Below are 15,403 nucleotides of genomic sequence, written 5' to 3'. Positions count from 1 at the left end.
ATCATGGCCAGTGTTGAACTCGTAAACGTGGCTAAGCGCTACGGAAAACAATCGGTGCTGCATCCACTGGATCTCACCATTCCCGACGGCAGTTTCACCGTGCTGGTCGGCCCGTCCGGCTGTGGGAAATCTACCTTACTGCGTCTGCTGGCCGGACTGGAAAGCCTGTCTGACGGCGCGATCATGATGGATAAAGTGAAAATTAACGATCGCGATCCGGCTGACCGAGATATCGCTATGGTGTTCCAGAGCTACGCGCTTTATCCACACCTGACGGTCGCCGAAAACCTCGCCTTCCATATGCAAGTCAAAAAAGTGAAGCGAGAAGAGCAGCAGAGCAAAATTGAGCGCATCGCCGGGATTTTGGGCATTGATAAGTTGCTGCAACGCTATCCTCGCGCATTATCTGGCGGACAGCGCCAGCGTGTGGCCATGGGACGTGCGATGGTGCGCAATCCGCAGGTGTTTCTGTTTGATGAACCGCTCTCTAACCTTGATGCGCAATTACGCATGGAGCTACGGGCGGAGATCAAATCCCTCCATCAACGTTTCAAAACCACCATGGTCTATGTGACGCACGACCAGGTGGAAGCCATGACGCTGGCCGATCAAATCGTGGTGATGCGCGAAGGCCGGATTGTGCAACAGGGCGCGCCGCTGGCGATCTACGACCGCCCAGCGGATACCTTCGTCGCACGCTTTATCGGTTCTCCGCCGATGAACCTACTGCCCGCCCAATTGATCGCACGCGAGGGTATCCCTGGCGTGCAGTGCCATGATCTCTGGCAGCCGCTTCCGCCACGCTGGCAGGCCGTGGGACGAGAACGCGAAGGTGATAGCGTGACCCTCGGCGCACGGCCCCATGACCTCATCGAAACGGAATCCCGTGCACTGGCCTCAGTGAAAGTCGTTGAGATTACGGGTGAATCGACCTTATTGCATCTCGACTGGCACGGACATGCGCTGCACATGCAGGTTGCCGGACGCCATCATGCTGTTAGTGGCGATGAGATGCGAATTGGGTTTAATGCGGAGAGGATCCACCTGTTTGATGCGGAAACGGGATTGCGCTTACGCGAGAGTTAAACGCATGAATACGCGCCCAGCGACAACGTTGGGCGCGCATGAATATCGATCATGCGTTTGTCAGGCGGGTTGATTCAGACATGTTTACCGCAATATCTTCACCACTGAGTACGTTTTATAAAATGCCTAATGCGGTTAAGAATTATTCAAAATAAAATTGATAAAAAAGCCACCCCTAGGGGTGGCGAAATATATTCATTAGAAAGGCATAACAACGATGGTGGCAGGCGCTCATTCCTTAAGCACCGTACCCTGACTATTTTACTCAAACACGTATTTTGTTCTGTCTTATCTGTTTAAAGATAATGTAAAACTTACTTCTTTATTTAACGAACAAATAACCGTCACCAGGTTTTACCAATATTAAACTGGAACTGCTCTGATTTGTCGCCTTCATATTTTTTGATTGGCAAGGCATAGGAGAATACCAAAGGTCCTAACGGTGACTGCCACTGCAACGCAACACCACTCGATACGCGAATTTCACTCGGATCGCCATAATCAGGAATACCTGCCGCACGGGTTGCCGCCGTATTTTCCCATTTGGTATCCCACACGGTGCCCGCATCTACGAAGAAGGAGGTGCGCAGTGAATCAGCATAGCGATCGCTGACAAACGGCGTGGGAACGATCAATTCTGCACTCGCTACCGCCATGGCGTTGCCGCCGACCGCATCATCCGATTTATTCACCGCACAGTTTCCATAGCTGCTTTCACTGCCCGTACAGCTGTAATAGGCGGCTTTAGGACCGATGGTATTCGATGAGAAACCGCGTACAGAACTTGAACCGCCAGCATAGAAGTTGTCATAGAACGGAACTTCTTTACCCCCTAATCCATCCGCATAGCCCGCTTTGGTTCGACCCATCAATACCCAGCGATGATCGCTACTTAGCGGCAAGTAAGCATTGGCAGTGAGCGTACTCTTGTAATAGCTGTTGGTTGAACCAGGGATTGTCACTTTAGTGTTGAAGCCAGCAGAGACACCTGAAGTCGGGAAGAAGCCACGGTCTAATGAGTTATAGTTCCAGCCAATAATCCAGAAGAAATCGTTGGCAACAAAACGCTCATCACTGGTTGCATAATCATCATCGTCATCCGTATCGGTGGTGATCACCTTAGGATGGATTCCCTGCGATCCCAGATAACGCCACATCGACACCTGGGGTGCCATGTTGCTGACGCGGTTGTACACGTAATCTAATCCGGAACTCAGGTTGCTGTTTTCGCTGATCGGGAAGCTTAATGTGCTGCCCGCCCCTAAACTCTTCAACGTATATTCAGACAGATCGTTATCTTCCGCACTGTAATCGTTGTAGAACAGCTTGCCGCCTAAACTGACACCATCAACGGTAAAGTACGGGTTAGTTGCCGCCACTTCCACGTAGGTTTGATAATCATTTTTGGTCCCGCTGAAGCTCACGGTATTCCCGGTGCCCATCCAGTTATCCTGGCTGACGCCGAGCTGATAACTGATACCGCTGTCGGTGCCATAACCCAAGCCAACATTAAAGGTGCCGGTGTTACGTTCTTTAACCTTATACACCACGTCCACTTGGTCGGGACTGCCCGGCACACGCTGAGTATCCACATCGACGGTTTCAAAATAACCGGTACGATTGAGGCGCACTTTGCCCTGCTCGACCTGATCGCTTGCCAGCCACGCACCTTCCATTTGGCGCATCTCACGGCGCAGAACCGAATCTTTCGACGTGTCGTTGCCTGAAAACTTCACCTGACGCACATACATGCGATGGCCAGCATCCACGTTGATATGCAACTTTACGGTTTTATCCGCATCGTTGATTTCGGGTTGGGTATTCACCTGCGGGAAGGCATAACCGTAACGACCCAGCAGTGCTTTAATCGCCCCTTCCGTCGCGGTAATTTTTGCCCCACTGTATAAAGCACCCGCAGGGAGGTGGGCGAGCTTTTCAATTTCCGCAGAGTGCCCAGCCATATCGCCGTTTAAGATGACATCCGACACATGATAAACATCACCCTCATGTAAATTAACCGTCAGATAAATGCTTTTCTTATCAGGCGTCAAACTCACCTGAGTAGAGTCGATATTAAATCGCGCATAACCGCGATCAAGATAATAACTGCGCAGTGTCTCTAAATCGCCAGAGAGTTTCTGTTTCTGATATTTCTGGTCGGCAATAAAATTCCACCACGGCACATCATCCCGCAGCTGGAAATGTGAAATTAGCTCATCCGATGAGAAAGCATGATTACCAACAATATTGATCTGCTGAATTTTAGCGGACACACCTTCAGTGAAGATAAACTTCAGGTCGACACGATTGCGTGGCAGCGGCGTGACCACGGATTTGACGCTGGCGGTATATTTACCCACGCTGTAGTAGAAATCTTCCAGGCCCTTTTCGATGTCCGTTAAAGTGGTACGATCCAACGCCTCGCCCACACGAACGCCTGAAGCGTCCAGATTCTGCTTAAGCTGGTCGTCTTTAATTGCCTTGTTGCCGGAGAAGGAGATGCTGGCAATCGCTGGACGCTCTCTAACTTTGATCAAGAGTACGTCGCCATCACGCAGCACTTGCACATCTTCAAAGTTGCCCGTGGCAAACAGTGCGCGGATGGTGGTGCGAATATCATCGTCACTGACGCGATCGCCCACACGAACCGGCATACTCAACATCGCTGCACCCGGTGCGACGCGCTGTAGGCCGTCGAAATGGATATCCTTAAGGGTGAAATCCTCTGCACCAAAGGCCGTGGTGGTTACCATGAAAAGTAACCCGGTTAACATCTTTTTCATCTGCTATGAGCCTGCCGTTTTTCCATTCAACGCATTTCTGCCGCACCACAAAAAACGGGCTGAACACGCGGTTCAGCCCGTTAGTTGCGGCGTAATGTTCCGGAAAAAAGACCACTGCGCCAAAGGTAAATTCAGTGCATCCGGCGGATTTTCACTTACCTTACAGTAAGCTGAAAGGCCGCTGCGGAAATCACAGCAGAAGGATTACCCTTCCACTGTCACAGGCAGGAAAGTACGACGGTTGAGGCTGGTGACGATCACCAGCAGTGCCATCATCAACAGCTCCACACCCAAGGTGCCTGAAATAGCCGCCAGATGATTACCGTGCAGGTTAATCTGTGTAAAGACGCCTCCTAACAGCATCGGACCTAAACCCAGTGCCGACTGCTGCACCGTGGATAATACCGCACTACCCGCACCCGCCTGATGATGCGGCACGCCGCTCATACCAATACGATAAAAGGTACTGACGATAAACGACTGCCCAAAGCCGATCAGGATCGTGGCGGGAATCAACGTGAAGACGCCCACGTTCGGCCACGCCAGTTGGAAAGTGCCAATTAATGCCAGCAGGCCCACCATTTGGATAGCACAGCCAGTTAGCAGCGTAACCCGTTTGCCGAAGCGCTCAACCATTCGCGTTGAACGCATTGACCCAATGAAGTAGGCCGCGCCCAGAGCGATGAAAGCATTACCCGACTGGAACGCACTCAGCCCCAAGCCTGATTGCAGCGTGAGTGCCACCGCAAACATGAAACCGCTCCAGCATGAGAAAAACAGCACTGCCAGTGTCAGGCCGAAACGAACACTCGGCAAGCGCAGCAAGGATGGAGGCAGCAAAGGTGCGCCGCCCGCTGCCTCCAGTCGCAGCGAACTCTGGCGCAAACGGTGCAATAACACCGGGAACAGCACCAGCAGCAGAATGCACGGCCAAGACCAGTGCAGTAACGGGCCAAGCGCCAATGCCAACATTAGGCAACCAATGGCACCTGCCAGCAGTAACGTACCGCTAACGTCCACCTGCACACGTTGATGGTTGTGGGTTTCCGGTACGAATCGACGCGCGGTAATCAACACAAACAGGCAAATCGGCAGATTAATCAAAAACACACTGCGCCAGCCATAACCACCGATATCCGCCTTGATAAGAAATCCCCCCAGCACCTGGCCGATAATAAACGCGAGCCCCCCAATCCCACCGTAAAGGCCAATGGCACGCGCGTGATCCCTGCCCTTTAAGGTGACATGCATGGTGGCGAGGATCTGCGGCACGATAAAGGCGGCACCGACACCCTGAAGTGCACGGGCAAACATCAACAAACCGACGCTGTTAGCGATGCCGCATAATAAAGATGCAATACCAAAGACCCATACTCCTGCCAGGAAAACTCTGCGACGACCATAGTTATCACCCAGGCGGCCGCCCATCGCCAGGCAAATAGCGAAAGCAATGCCATACACAGCAACAATCAGCGCCAGCTCAATCGCTGTGGCGCGTAACGTATGCGCCATGGCATCAAGCGCCACGTTAACAATGGAAAAATCGATCATAGGCAGCAGTTGCCCAGCTAGCAGGACCACCAGTCCCGCACGTTGAAGTTGCGATGTTTGCATCGGTTTTAACCTTGTTTTTAGTTGCAGTACGGCATAGCATCACCTAACCGTTAAACGGGTACCAGTTCTTGTTTATCATGGTATAAATACTACCCGTCTCGTCTGGAGATTCGCTTATGAGCCTGGCTGCCACCCTCATCAACGTCGAACAAAATAACCGCAAACTATTGGGCACCTTTTTGCGCACGCGCCGTGAAAGTCTCGATCCCAATCGGCTCGGTTTGCCACGCATGCGTCATCGTCGTACGCCCGGTTTGCGTCGGGAAGAAGTGGCACAGTTAGCAGACGTCGGCGTGACCTGGTACACATGGCTGGAGCAAGGGCGCGACATCAAGGCTTCTCCCAAAACCCTCACCGCGATTGCCACCGCATTGCAGTGCAATGATGTCGAGACTCAGCATCTGTTTTCACTCGCCGGTCATTCGTTACCCTCAGTACGGGTAGCCGCCGCGTGCTGCAAAATTGCTGCACATAATCAGCAGATGTTGGATGCCATCCAATTACCGGCAATTATTGAAACGCCGCGCTTTGATATCCTCGGTTATAATGCGGCCTGGTGTGCGCTGATGGGGGTCGACCTCGCGGAAATCGCGGTAGAAGACCGCAATTGCATCTGGCTGGCCTTCAATCATCCTGGCTGGCGCAAAGCACTGAATGACTGGGAAGAAGTGATGCCGCAGATGGTGGCGATGTTTCGTGGACAGATGGGCGAACATCTCGGCGATGCGCACTGGGAAAGTTTCCTTGCCCGTTTGCTCAATAGCTCAGATGAGTTCGCCCAAACCTGGCAGCGCTATGAACTGGGCCAGGTGGAAAACCGCGTGAAGCGCTTTTATCGCGAGGAAGTCGGTGAACTCACGCTGCGGCAAAATAACTGGTGGTCTGCATCTCGCAATGGTGACCGGCTGTTGGTGTATGTGCCTGATGATGAGCAAAGCGCGGCGGCACTGCAAACCTTGATCAATCCGGCGCTCACCAACGCTTAATAGCAAACCAGTCCACCAGCCACTCGGTCAGTGCCGTGATCTTTGCTGACTGCAATTGGCTGGATGGCTTCATTAGCCAGACGCCATCTTCCCCAATGGCCTGCCAGTCTGGCAGTACCTGCACCAGCGATCCCTCTGCCAGTTCTTGCTGTACCAACCAATTGGCAGCCAGTAACACTCCCTGCCCCGCTTTGGCGGCCAATGTCAGTGCATCCATTTCGTCACTTTCAAAGCGCGTCTGAACAGGTACCGCTATCTGATGTCCCTCTTTTTCCAGGCGCCACTCTGGCCAGCTGTGCATAGGTGTGAAGCCCAGGCAGTCATGCTGGCGAAGATCATGCGGGTGAATCAGCGCAGGGTGCCGTTCCAGATAGTCCGGCGCAACACACAGCATGCGACAGGTATCCGCCAGTTTCCGTGCAATGAGCCTGCTATCCGCCAGAACACCGATACGAATGGCCATATCAAAATTATCGCCGAGCAAATCGACGTAGCGATCGCTGCAGTTCAACACGATACGAATATCCGGATAGGCCTGCAAAAATCCAGGTAGCGCCTGCGCCACCCAGCTACGGCCAAAAGAAGCCGGTACCGTCAAACGGATAGTACCCGCCGGACGTGCCGCCAACGCGCGCGCCTCCTCTTCCGCCTCACGCAGCAGTTCATCGGCCAGTTCGATTTTATGGCGATAGCGCTGCCCTTCTTCCGTAGGGCGAATGCGCCGGGTGGTGCGTTCGATGAGGCGGATACCCAGGCGTTTTTCCAGTGCCGCAATACGGCGGGAAATCACCGATACATCACGCCCGAGCTCACGCGCCCCGGCGCTGAAACTGCCTGCACGCACTACCGCCAAAAAGGCTTCACGCTGGCGAAAATCGTCATCCTGCATTATTGCTCCTGACACAAAAGTCATTTGGATTTGGCAAGGATTATAGCGCCATTTTTCCGGCACACTGATTCTACTTTGCACACAGGAGAAGCAGATGAAAGCGATTCAACTAACCGCACCCACGATTGATGCTCTGACCTTAATTGATTTGCCTTGTCCACAGCCTGGCGCAGGTGAGGTGTTAATTCGGCAGCATGCGGTGAGCCTAAATTACCTTGATTTGGCACTGGCGACAGGCCAGTTTGGCGCCATCAGCCAGCCCCTCATTCCCGGCGCAGACAGCGCAGGGGAAATCGTTGAACTGGGGGCCGGTGTCAGTGGCTGGAAGCCAGGAGAGCGCGTGGTGCCGGGCATGATGTCCAGCTGGCATGCCGGTGAAATTCGCGCGGAACACCATCATGCATTGCGCGGCGTCACCCACAATGGCGGAATGGCGGAATACGCTGTGGTTTCTGCTGCTTCTCTGGTGCGTATCCCTGAATTTCTGAGCTGGCAACAGGCTGCTACCTTGCCTATCGCCGCGACAACCGCATGGAACGCCATCGTGCGCGCCAATATTCAGCCCGGCAGCATCGTACTCTTACTCGGAACCGGCGGCGTGAGCTTGTTTGCGTTGCAATACGCTAAAGCAGCGGGTGCTCGCGTCATTATTCTCTCGTCATCCAATGAGAAACTGGCGAAGGTCAAAGCGTTGGGGGCTGATGAAGGTATCAACTATCGCGAAGATCCCGAATGGGACGAGCGAGTATGGCAACTCACGGACGGCCGAGGAGCAGATCTGGTGTTGGAATCCGTAGGGGCTTCAACCTTTGCCAAATCAATCAATGCTGCGGCCTACAACGGCACCATTTTTGTCATTGGTTTTGTGGGGGGAAGCGAGTTGAAACTTCCCGTTCTGCCGATTATGCAGAAAATGTTAAATATTATTGGCAACAATACCGGTTCAACAGCCAATCTGCGCGCTGCGGTGAGAGCCATCGAAACTTGCCGGATTCAACCAGATATTGACCGTGTCTTCGCATTTGATGAGACTCAGGAAGCCTATCGCTACCTGCAATCAGCGGGGCACGTGGGGAAAGTAGTGATTGATTTGTCTGAGTGAATGGACACACTTGGTGTGTTCACCAAGTGTGTCCAGACTTGACGCGTGGCACTCTCCATAGGGAACCGCCAAAATCAATACGGAGAGATACCTTAAGCCCGATTCCATTTTCAGCACTGCTGTTGCGAAAAGTGGATAGCATTCCAAATCAGCTTAAAAATCAAGCTGCATTGAGGATCCGCAGTGCTTCCCGGTTAAATGCGGGCAGATCATCGGGTGTACGGCTGGTGACCAACTTGTCGTCATCAACAACCACCTCTTTATCATAAAAATCTGCGCCTGCATTGCGTAAGTCGATGGCAATGGCTTTCACGCAGGTCATCTTGCGCCCCCGCACACCGTTAGCGCTGATCAGCAACTGTGGCCCATGACAAATGGCGAAAACCGGCTTACCGCTGGCTACAAATTCTTTGGTGAAATTCACAAATCGATCGTCACCACGCAGAGAATCAGGAGAATGTCCGCCAGGCAACAGGAGAGCGTCGAATTCGGCGGCATTCACGTGATCAATATCCCTGTCGATTTTTACTTCCGCTTTGCCCTGCTTACCTTTAACCGTTTTACCTGCCTGCATTTCAATGGTAACCACCTCATGGCCTGCTTTTGCATAGGCCTCTGCCGGTGAGGTGAACTCAGAATCTTCAAATTCATCGGTAATCAGAACAGCAATTTTTTTACTCATTTCTATCTCCTGACTGGGAGCAAACGCTAAGGATTTATAGCTCGGATATTTATCAAGTCTGGTAGCCATGGTTTAAAACGCAAGCCAGACGGTGAGGGCGAAAAATCACTGCGTCTCTTATTAATGCAACATGCATAAACTGAATAAGGGTCGTTAAATCGTTTGCATGACAATGAGTTTGCATTGCCTATGAGAGCAGGATTAACGGCTGGCAGGTCATCCGGGTTGCGGTATTAAGAGGAATTTTCTTACCGCTGCGTACATATTTCATTTGCTGTGCCAGGCTTAATAAACCCCTACCACTATGGAGAGTGAGATGAATAAAGTTGCTTGGGTAGCGATGCTGCTGCCATTAAGTTTTGCTGCTTACGCTGATACCGGTGGATTCGAGGCGGGTAAAACCCCTCCACCACAGCACAAAGAAGATGCCGGTTATAAAGGGTCAGATGACACAGCTGAAACGCCAGTGAAACTGATTAAAGATTTTCGACAAGGAGGGTATGCCACTTTAGAGGGCTATATCGTCAAAAAGGTCAAAGGAGATATGTATCAGTTCCGGGACTCAACCGGAACGGTGAATATAGAGGCGCCAGCAACGACCTTTAAAGGAAAAACTTACAGTGCTGAGGATAAAGTCCGCGTTAGCGGTAAAGTCTTTGGCAAGGGTGATAAAACTCACCTAAAAGTTTCGAGGATTGATGAACCCTGATCATGTTAATTATTGCCTCTGCTGCAAAGCCAGCAGGGGTAAAGAAACGCCGCACGTAAAGGTCTGTTGACTCATTTCCTTGCAAACCGATTGTTTAGGTAATCAAATAAGTAGTCAGAACCGCCAAACGTCCACCTTACAGCATCGTTAGTGAAGGGGATAAATTGGCCTTCTACTTATCTTTAAATGGATCTCGCTTGTGGTCCTTACTGTCATCACGCGTACGCGGGATCTCACCATGCTCATTCGGATTATCTTTTGCGGGATGGTCATCCTCTTCGTAAGCATTTCCCGCGTTGGGTGCAGCCTCGGGTAAACCTTTTCGCACATCACCTTCTCTTCTACGCTGCTCATTCATGTTGTGGTCTTTCATAAATACCCTCGCAGATTAATTCTGTTAACAGTAGGTCATATCGCAGGCTTTGTATTAAAAGTTAGGTAAATCTCCCTTTCAAAAAAGACATAAACCAAGGAAAGTAAAACAGCACCTTAAAATACGAATTTATATTTACGATTAAATTCTCCCTTCTTGCCGTCAAAATTCTCATCGATAAACCAAGTAAAAAAGTGAGCCGCCATTGGCGGCTCACCTATCAGATGAGGGGCTTATTCTCATCGGGTAAGTTCTCATCATCATCGTCATCCGGTAACGGTTCATCTTCTCCTGGAAGGGGCTGTATTTTATCTGGATCTGTATCAGGACGTTCTGACATATTGACCTCCAGTTACCCGTTATGGGTGGTTAAAGCTTAGCTACTGAATTTTAAGCCCGCTGAACCCCACACACGAATTGTGAGAGAGGTTTCGGATAAAAGATATTTTTGTTTAAGCGCTTGGCTTAATGTAGGCGAGTGAAGTAGAGAAAAAAATCAACGGCTTCGTTTATATTAGACAGATTACTCTGTAAATTAACACCCTGCCCTTTTTATCGCTGTTCTGCGTGATGTGACCTTTCTACTTTATGCCATAATTCGCATAACTCACCATTGTGGATATTATTATGCTTCATTTCCTCACATCTCTCTTTAGCAGCCCCGAATCCCTTTTACAGGTTATGAGTCAACAGGATATGAAAGAGTCTATTGAAGAAGGCGACCGAATAATTATTGATGAAGATGGCAATGCATCAGTGAATCCTTTAAGTCCAAAAGTGCAAAGAGATTTTACTCAACATGTGAAAACGTTAAAGGATATTTAATGGGAACCGCAATCTTTATGGTATTGATGGTCTGCGGATATTGGTACACCAGTCGCGACATGTCGAGCCGGTTAAAAATAAAGCGCTCGTTCGGTTGGGATGTTTATTTTCTGATTGCACTGTATGGCTGTATTTTTGTCCTACAAGGAGTCTTGGCGACAGGTTTCATTTGGCTGGTCCTTCTGGCTGCTTCAGCCATTAATAACACGTTTGGCTTATCAGAGATTATCCATGCGCGTTGGCATGTCGAATTTATGACATGGAGCTTTTTGGGTATTCAGGCCCCCGTGGTGATCATGTTGGCGTTTGCCGTGACGTTTTGTGTTTACCGCTCCAACTGGGCAAACAGTGCCCGCCTGACCGCCAGCAGCCGCAGGGATCTCTATCAGCGGCTTTCCCGCTCAAATGGTATCGAACAGATGCTGCTGCAGTGCATGGAAGAGGGCGAACTGGCTTGGGTCACGCTTAAATCTCGACGCATTTATATCGGCATGATTCATGCCGCCACTTTTGAACACGCCAGTACGGCCAATATTGTGCTCATACCGATGCTTAGCGGTTATCGTGACGCCCGCACGCTCAACCTTGCTGTTGAGCACAATTACAGCCATTGGTATCACACGCATGAGATTGATTTTACTTCAAAGCCGAAATCCGCATTGGAGTTTCGCAAGGTCATCATGGTGGATCAGATAGAGAGTCTGTCCTTGTTTGATCCGGCTAGCGCCAGCGCGCTAGCCATGGGTGCGAATGAGAAGGAATCTGTTTGATTGCCTCCTCCCCTTCAGTGAGAAGGCGTCTGAAGGGTAACAGGCATTCACGCGTGATTAGTGATGAAGCAGGTCATCGACAATTTCATCTTTCTGCATCTGGTAGGGGAAGAAGGTAGGCCAGTTCTCCAGCTCTGCAAACAGGGCATCCTGTGATGTGTTGCCGGTAAAGATATGGAAATGGCCTGATTTTTTCGGGCTAATAATATGGTCGCTGAACTGGACAAACTTGGGCGCTTTGCTGTTTTTGTCAGTACATTCGAAGAGATAACGGACACCTCTTTTCCCCGACACATAATTGAGCACTTTATAGCCTTTGTAGTCATATTTACAGGCGTTAACTTCACCCTTCACGGTAAATTCCATGACACCGTTTTCAATGCCAATATCGGTGATATCACTAGCATAACCTTTCAGATAGTAATCTTTAATCTCGGCAAAAGATTTGCCTTTACCCGATTCGGCTTTCTTACGGAAGACGGGATCCAGGCTCCCATCTTTGGCATAGGGATAAATAGACTGCCAGACTCCATCCCAGTCAGACAGTTGACGATCTTTGATATCACCATCGTTAAACACGCCATTAGCGGCCTTCACTTCTTTCTCGGTAAGAGGTGCGCCATGCGAATGGTGATCATGAGAGAAAGATTGTGAGCTAAAAACTAATCCCAGAAGTACAACATAACGATTGAGTTTCATAAGGTTAAGCACTTATCATTGTTTAATGATGTTATAACATAACATAATTGAATGACGAAGTGTTACACCGTATTTCATAATATGTTTAGCGCCCTGTAGCCCATCCTTTTATCAAGCGCCCAGACTTGACGGCGTTGACGAGCAAGCCGCGGTATTGGCTGCGGCTTGCTCAATTGTACTTTACTTGGTGGTTGGCATGGCGAATTCAGCACCTTTAGAGGTAGACTCCGGCCAGCGCTCCATAATGCTTTTCTGACGGGTATAGAAGCGTACGCCTTCTTCTCCGTAAGCGTGCATGTCACCAAACAGACTCTTTTTCCAACCGCCAAAGCCATGCCATGCCATCGGCACAGGAATAGGCACGTTGATGCCAACCATGCCGACTTTGATGCGGCGTCCAAACTCACGCGCAATGTGGCCGTCTCGCGTGTAGCAGCTCACGCCATTGCCAAACTCATGGTCGTTGATCAACTGCACCGCTTCGGCGAAATCTTTCACGCGCAGGCAGGCCAATACGGGTCCGAAGATCTCTTCGCGGTAGATGCGCATGTCAGTGGTGACCTCGTCAAACAGCGTACCACCCAGCCAGAAGCCCTGCTCACAACCTTCACCCGTGGTGGTCGCATCAAAATTGCGCCCGTCCACCAGCAGTTTGGCACCTTCCGCCTCGCCCGCTGCAATATATCCACTGATACGCTCTTTCGCCGCTGGCGTCACAATCGGTCCCATTTCGGCATCAAGGTTTGTACCGTTCAGCACTTTTAACTGCTTTGTGCGTTCAATCAGTGCGGGCAGGACTTTCTCCGCCGTGCCTTCACCGACAAACAACGCCACACTGATGGCCATACAGCGCTCACCCGCTGAACCGTAAGCTGCACCTGTCAGCGCATCCACGACTTGATCCATATCCGCATCAGGCATCACCACCAGATGGTTTTTCGCACCGCCCAGCGCCTGCACACGCTTGCCATGGCGCGCACCGGTTTCATAGACATAGTTGGCAATCGGCGTAGATCCAACAAACGACAGCGCTTCAACGTCAGGATGCTCCAGCAACGCATCCACGGCGACCTTATCACCCTGCACCACGTTGAAGACGCCATCCGGCAAGCCCGCTTCTTTCAGCAGTTCGGCAATAAACAGACTGGCGCTGGGATCGGTTGGGCTTGGCTTAAGGATGAAGGTGTTGCCACAGGCGATCGCCACCGGGAACATCCACATCGGTACCATCACTGGGAAGTTGAATGGCGTGATACCGGCCACTACGCCGAGGGGCTGGCGCACCGTCCAGTTATCGATATTTGTGCTGACCTGTTCAGTGAAATCACTCTTCAACAATTGCGGAATGCCTGTAGCAAACTCCACCACTTCGATCCCGCGCATGACCTCACCCTGCGCATCGGTAAAGACTTTGCCATGCTCAGCAGTGATCAGACGGGCTAACTCATCGCGGCGTTGATTCAGCAGGTCGAGAAAGCGGAACAGCACACGTGCGCGACGCAGTGGTGGCAGGTTGCTCCAGGCGGGGAATGCGGCTTTAGCAGATGCAACCGCGGCGTTCACGTCAGCCACGCTGGCGAATTGCGCCTGACCGGTGACTTTCCCGGTGGCAGGATTGAACACATCCTGATGTTTTCCACTGGTCGCTTCGACGCGTGCACCGTTGATCCAGTGAACGATTGATTCGGTCATTTTGCTGTCCTCATGTGATGTAAACCCCAAGTCTGATGAGACCGGGCAGTAAAAAAATATTAGGGATTGACACCATGATTGAAAAGAACAACAAATAAACAACATTGTTTTAAAAATAGAACAAAAGAATTATGAGCGAGATTTCAACGTCTCCGGACGCATTAACCACCATTCCTATTTTTTCCGACCTGCATATTTTGACGGTGTTGTCACAAACCCGAAATTACACTCAGGCCGCTCAGCGGCTTAATATTTCCAAAACGACGGTCAGTCTGCGCATTGCTGCGCTGGAACGCGCCGCAGGTGTGGCGCTGGTGCACCGATCCACGCGCTCAGTCACGTTAACTTCAGCCGGGCAGATGCTAGTAGACGAGATCAGCGCACCGTTTCGCAATATTACGCAGAGCTTCTCGTCCATTAAGGATTTTGCCTCAGTACCGCGTGGACTGGTGCGACTCACCGCGCCCGTGGCGCTGGGCAGGCAATTTGTGATGCCCGCCCTGACGCGCTTCTTGGCGGCTTATCCAGAGATTCAAATCGAACTAGACCTCAATGACCAGCTCAGTAATCTGGCAAATGACGGCTTCGATTTGGCGATCCGCCACACCACCTCTCCGCCTGATAACTATGTTGCCTGGCCCTTATGCACCTCACGCTCTGTGCTGGTCGCCAGCCGCGACTATTTGGCACGTCGCGGTACACCGCAGCATCCAACTGATTTGGCGGAACATGATTGTCTGCCCTATTTGCGCGGTAAAGCGCTGCAACATGAATGGGTGCTGGAAAAGGTCGCCTTTGAGGGTGATGAAGCGAATGTGTTGGTCCCGGTGCGCGGTCCGCTAAAAACCAACAATAGCGAGGCGATACGTGCAGCGGCATTAGCGGGTCTGGGCATCGCACTGCTGCCAGATTTCAGTGTTATCAACAGCGAGCCCGAACGCCAGCCACTGGTGCAAGTGCTGCCAGACTGGCGGGTGAGAGGATTTTTTGGCGAGCAGATTTATGCCCTGCGGCCTTGGGCTCCTCAGGTGCCCCGGGCGGTTCAGTGTCTGGTGAATCATCTTAAAGAGGAATTTCAAGCCGGATTTCTGTTTCCCGTTGCTTGAAACCGCCGTGAATCGAAGTTTGTTATGTTTTCACGCACAAGAATGGTAAGCGCCCTGTAGTAGCAGCAGCGAAGCTATTTCAAGGCT

At 51.2% G+C, this 15,403-nt stretch carries 15 protein-coding genes; 8 read left to right on the top strand and 7 right to left on the bottom strand.

Features of this window, described 5'->3' with window-relative positions:
- Nucleotides 1-3: 3 nt before the first annotated feature.
- On the top strand, nt 4-1,086 hold the full coding sequence (locus F3J38_RS01595; RefSeq protein WP_167134490.1) for an ABC transporter ATP-binding protein: 1,083 nt from the start codon (nt 4-6) through the stop codon (nt 1,084-1,086).
- Between the two features lie 344 nt (nt 1,087-1,430).
- Here F3J38_RS01595 and bamA read toward each other — a convergent pair whose 3' ends face one another.
- Nucleotides 1,431-3,869 (bottom strand): outer membrane protein assembly factor BamA, encoded by a 2,439-nt coding sequence (gene bamA, locus F3J38_RS01590; protein WP_167134488.1) that lies wholly within the window; start codon nt 3,867-3,869, stop codon nt 1,431-1,433.
- Here bamA and F3J38_RS01585 point away from each other — a divergent pair.
- A complete protein-coding gene (locus tag F3J38_RS01585) occupies nt 3,838-4,038 on the top strand; it encodes a hypothetical protein (RefSeq protein WP_167133823.1) in 201 nt (66 codons plus the stop codon). The genes bamA and F3J38_RS01585 overlap by 32 nt on opposite strands.
- A 35-nt stretch (nt 4,039-4,073) precedes the next feature.
- Here F3J38_RS01585 and F3J38_RS01580 read toward each other — a convergent pair whose 3' ends face one another.
- Nucleotides 4,074-5,483 carry an MFS transporter gene (locus F3J38_RS01580; RefSeq protein ID WP_167134486.1) on the bottom strand — a complete coding sequence of 470 codons (1,410 nt, stop codon included), beginning with the start codon at nt 5,481-5,483 and terminating at the stop codon, nt 4,074-4,076.
- Between the two features lie 116 nt (nt 5,484-5,599).
- On the opposite strand from F3J38_RS01580, the gene F3J38_RS01575 reads away from it, so the two are divergent.
- Nucleotides 5,600-6,469, top strand: a complete 870-nt coding sequence (locus F3J38_RS01575) for a helix-turn-helix transcriptional regulator (protein ID WP_167134484.1) — start codon at nt 5,600-5,602, stop codon at nt 6,467-6,469.
- On the opposite strand, the gene F3J38_RS01570 is transcribed toward F3J38_RS01575, so the two are convergent.
- On the bottom strand, nt 6,456-7,358 hold the full coding sequence (locus tag F3J38_RS01570) for a LysR family transcriptional regulator (RefSeq protein ID WP_167134482.1): 903 nt from the start codon (nt 7,356-7,358) through the stop codon (nt 6,456-6,458). The two genes, F3J38_RS01575 and F3J38_RS01570, sit on opposite strands and share 14 nt — an antisense overlap.
- Nucleotides 7,359-7,452: 94 nt before the next feature.
- On the opposite strand from F3J38_RS01570, the gene F3J38_RS01565 reads away from it, so the two are divergent.
- Nucleotides 7,453-8,460: a zinc-dependent alcohol dehydrogenase family protein gene (locus tag F3J38_RS01565; RefSeq protein ID WP_167134480.1), complete on the top strand. Its 1,008-nt coding sequence runs from the start codon at nt 7,453-7,455 to the stop codon at nt 8,458-8,460.
- Between the two features lie 160 nt (nt 8,461-8,620).
- On the opposite strand, the gene F3J38_RS01560 is transcribed toward F3J38_RS01565, so the two are convergent.
- Entirely contained in the window at nt 8,621-9,142 is a 522-nt protein-coding gene (locus F3J38_RS01560) for a type 1 glutamine amidotransferase domain-containing protein (protein WP_167134478.1), read from the bottom strand.
- A 316-nt stretch (nt 9,143-9,458) separates the two neighbouring features.
- On the opposite strand from F3J38_RS01560, the gene F3J38_RS01555 reads away from it, so the two are divergent.
- Complete coding sequence (locus F3J38_RS01555) at nt 9,459-9,851, top strand: YgiW/YdeI family stress tolerance OB fold protein (protein WP_167134477.1); 393 nt, start codon at nt 9,459-9,461, stop codon at nt 9,849-9,851.
- A gap of 172 nt (nt 9,852-10,023) precedes the next feature.
- On the opposite strand, the gene F3J38_RS01550 is transcribed toward F3J38_RS01555, so the two are convergent.
- On the bottom strand, nt 10,024-10,224 hold the full coding sequence (locus F3J38_RS01550; protein ID WP_167134475.1) for a hypothetical protein: 201 nt from the start codon (nt 10,222-10,224) through the stop codon (nt 10,024-10,026).
- 627 nt (nt 10,225-10,851) lie between these two features.
- On the opposite strand from F3J38_RS01550, the gene F3J38_RS01545 reads away from it, so the two are divergent.
- Together F3J38_RS01545 and F3J38_RS01540 are read left to right on the top strand one after the other, a co-directional pair.
- Nucleotides 10,852-11,049, top strand: a complete 198-nt coding sequence (locus F3J38_RS01545) for a hypothetical protein (protein ID WP_167134473.1) — start codon at nt 10,852-10,854, stop codon at nt 11,047-11,049.
- Complete coding sequence (locus F3J38_RS01540) at nt 11,049-11,819, top strand: hypothetical protein (RefSeq protein WP_167134471.1); 771 nt, start codon at nt 11,049-11,051, stop codon at nt 11,817-11,819. The genes F3J38_RS01545 and F3J38_RS01540 overlap by 1 nt, the downstream gene beginning before the upstream one ends.
- Nucleotides 11,820-11,876: 57 nt before the next feature.
- On the opposite strand, the gene zinT is transcribed toward F3J38_RS01540, so the two are convergent.
- Both zinT and F3J38_RS01530 read right to left on the bottom strand, forming a co-directional pair.
- Nucleotides 11,877-12,518, bottom strand: a complete 642-nt coding sequence (zinT, locus tag F3J38_RS01535) for a metal-binding protein ZinT (protein ID WP_167134469.1) — start codon at nt 12,516-12,518, stop codon at nt 11,877-11,879.
- 180 nt (nt 12,519-12,698) lie between these two features.
- Complete coding sequence (locus F3J38_RS01530; protein ID WP_167134467.1) at nt 12,699-14,210, bottom strand: CoA-acylating methylmalonate-semialdehyde dehydrogenase; 1,512 nt, start codon at nt 14,208-14,210, stop codon at nt 12,699-12,701.
- Between the two features lie 131 nt (nt 14,211-14,341).
- On the opposite strand from F3J38_RS01530, the gene F3J38_RS01525 reads away from it, so the two are divergent.
- Complete coding sequence (locus F3J38_RS01525) at nt 14,342-15,316, top strand: LysR family transcriptional regulator (protein WP_167134465.1); 975 nt, start codon at nt 14,342-14,344, stop codon at nt 15,314-15,316.
- Nucleotides 15,317-15,403: the final 87 nt, after the last annotated feature.

Origin of the sequence: Candidatus Pantoea formicae, assembly GCF_011752625.1 — a bacterium.
Lineage (GTDB): Bacteria > Pseudomonadota > Gammaproteobacteria > Enterobacterales > Enterobacteriaceae > Pantoea > Pantoea formicae.
The sequence above is the reverse complement of the archived record's forward strand: the minus strand, read 5'-3'. Positions and strand labels throughout refer to the sequence as shown.

Coding starts and splice junctions, on each gene's coding strand:
- F3J38_RS01595 (WP_167134490.1), top strand. CDS start 4: ATGGCCAGTGTTGAACTCGTAAACGTGGCTAAGCGCTACGGAAAACAA.
- F3J38_RS01555 (WP_167134477.1), top strand. CDS start 9,459: ATGAATAAAGTTGCTTGGGTAGCGATGCTGCTGCCATTAAGTTTTGCT.
- F3J38_RS01540 (WP_167134471.1), top strand. CDS start 11,049: ATGGGAACCGCAATCTTTATGGTATTGATGGTCTGCGGATATTGGTAC.
- zinT (WP_167134469.1), bottom strand. CDS start 12,518: ATGAAACTCAATCGTTATGTTGTACTTCTGGGATTAGTTTTTAGCTCA.
- F3J38_RS01530 (WP_167134467.1), bottom strand. CDS start 14,210: ATGACCGAATCAATCGTTCACTGGATCAACGGTGCACGCGTCGAAGCG.
- F3J38_RS01525 (WP_167134465.1), top strand. CDS start 14,342: ATGAGCGAGATTTCAACGTCTCCGGACGCATTAACCACCATTCCTATT.
- F3J38_RS01570 (WP_167134482.1), bottom strand. CDS start 7,358: ATGCAGGATGACGATTTTCGCCAGCGTGAAGCCTTTTTGGCGGTAGTG.
- F3J38_RS01580 (WP_167134486.1), bottom strand. CDS start 5,483: ATGCAAACATCGCAACTTCAACGTGCGGGACTGGTGGTCCTGCTAGCT.
- F3J38_RS01560 (WP_167134478.1), bottom strand. CDS start 9,142: ATGAGTAAAAAAATTGCTGTTCTGATTACCGATGAATTTGAAGATTCT.
- F3J38_RS01545 (WP_167134473.1), top strand. CDS start 10,852: ATGCTTCATTTCCTCACATCTCTCTTTAGCAGCCCCGAATCCCTTTTA.
- F3J38_RS01575 (WP_167134484.1), top strand. CDS start 5,600: ATGAGCCTGGCTGCCACCCTCATCAACGTCGAACAAAATAACCGCAAA.
- F3J38_RS01585 (WP_167133823.1), top strand. CDS start 3,838: ATGAAAAGTAACCCGGTTAACATCTTTTTCATCTGCTATGAGCCTGCC.
- F3J38_RS01550 (WP_167134475.1), bottom strand. CDS start 10,224: ATGAAAGACCACAACATGAATGAGCAGCGTAGAAGAGAAGGTGATGTG.
- F3J38_RS01565 (WP_167134480.1), top strand. CDS start 7,453: ATGAAAGCGATTCAACTAACCGCACCCACGATTGATGCTCTGACCTTA.
- bamA (WP_167134488.1), bottom strand. CDS start 3,869: ATGAAAAAGATGTTAACCGGGTTACTTTTCATGGTAACCACCACGGCC.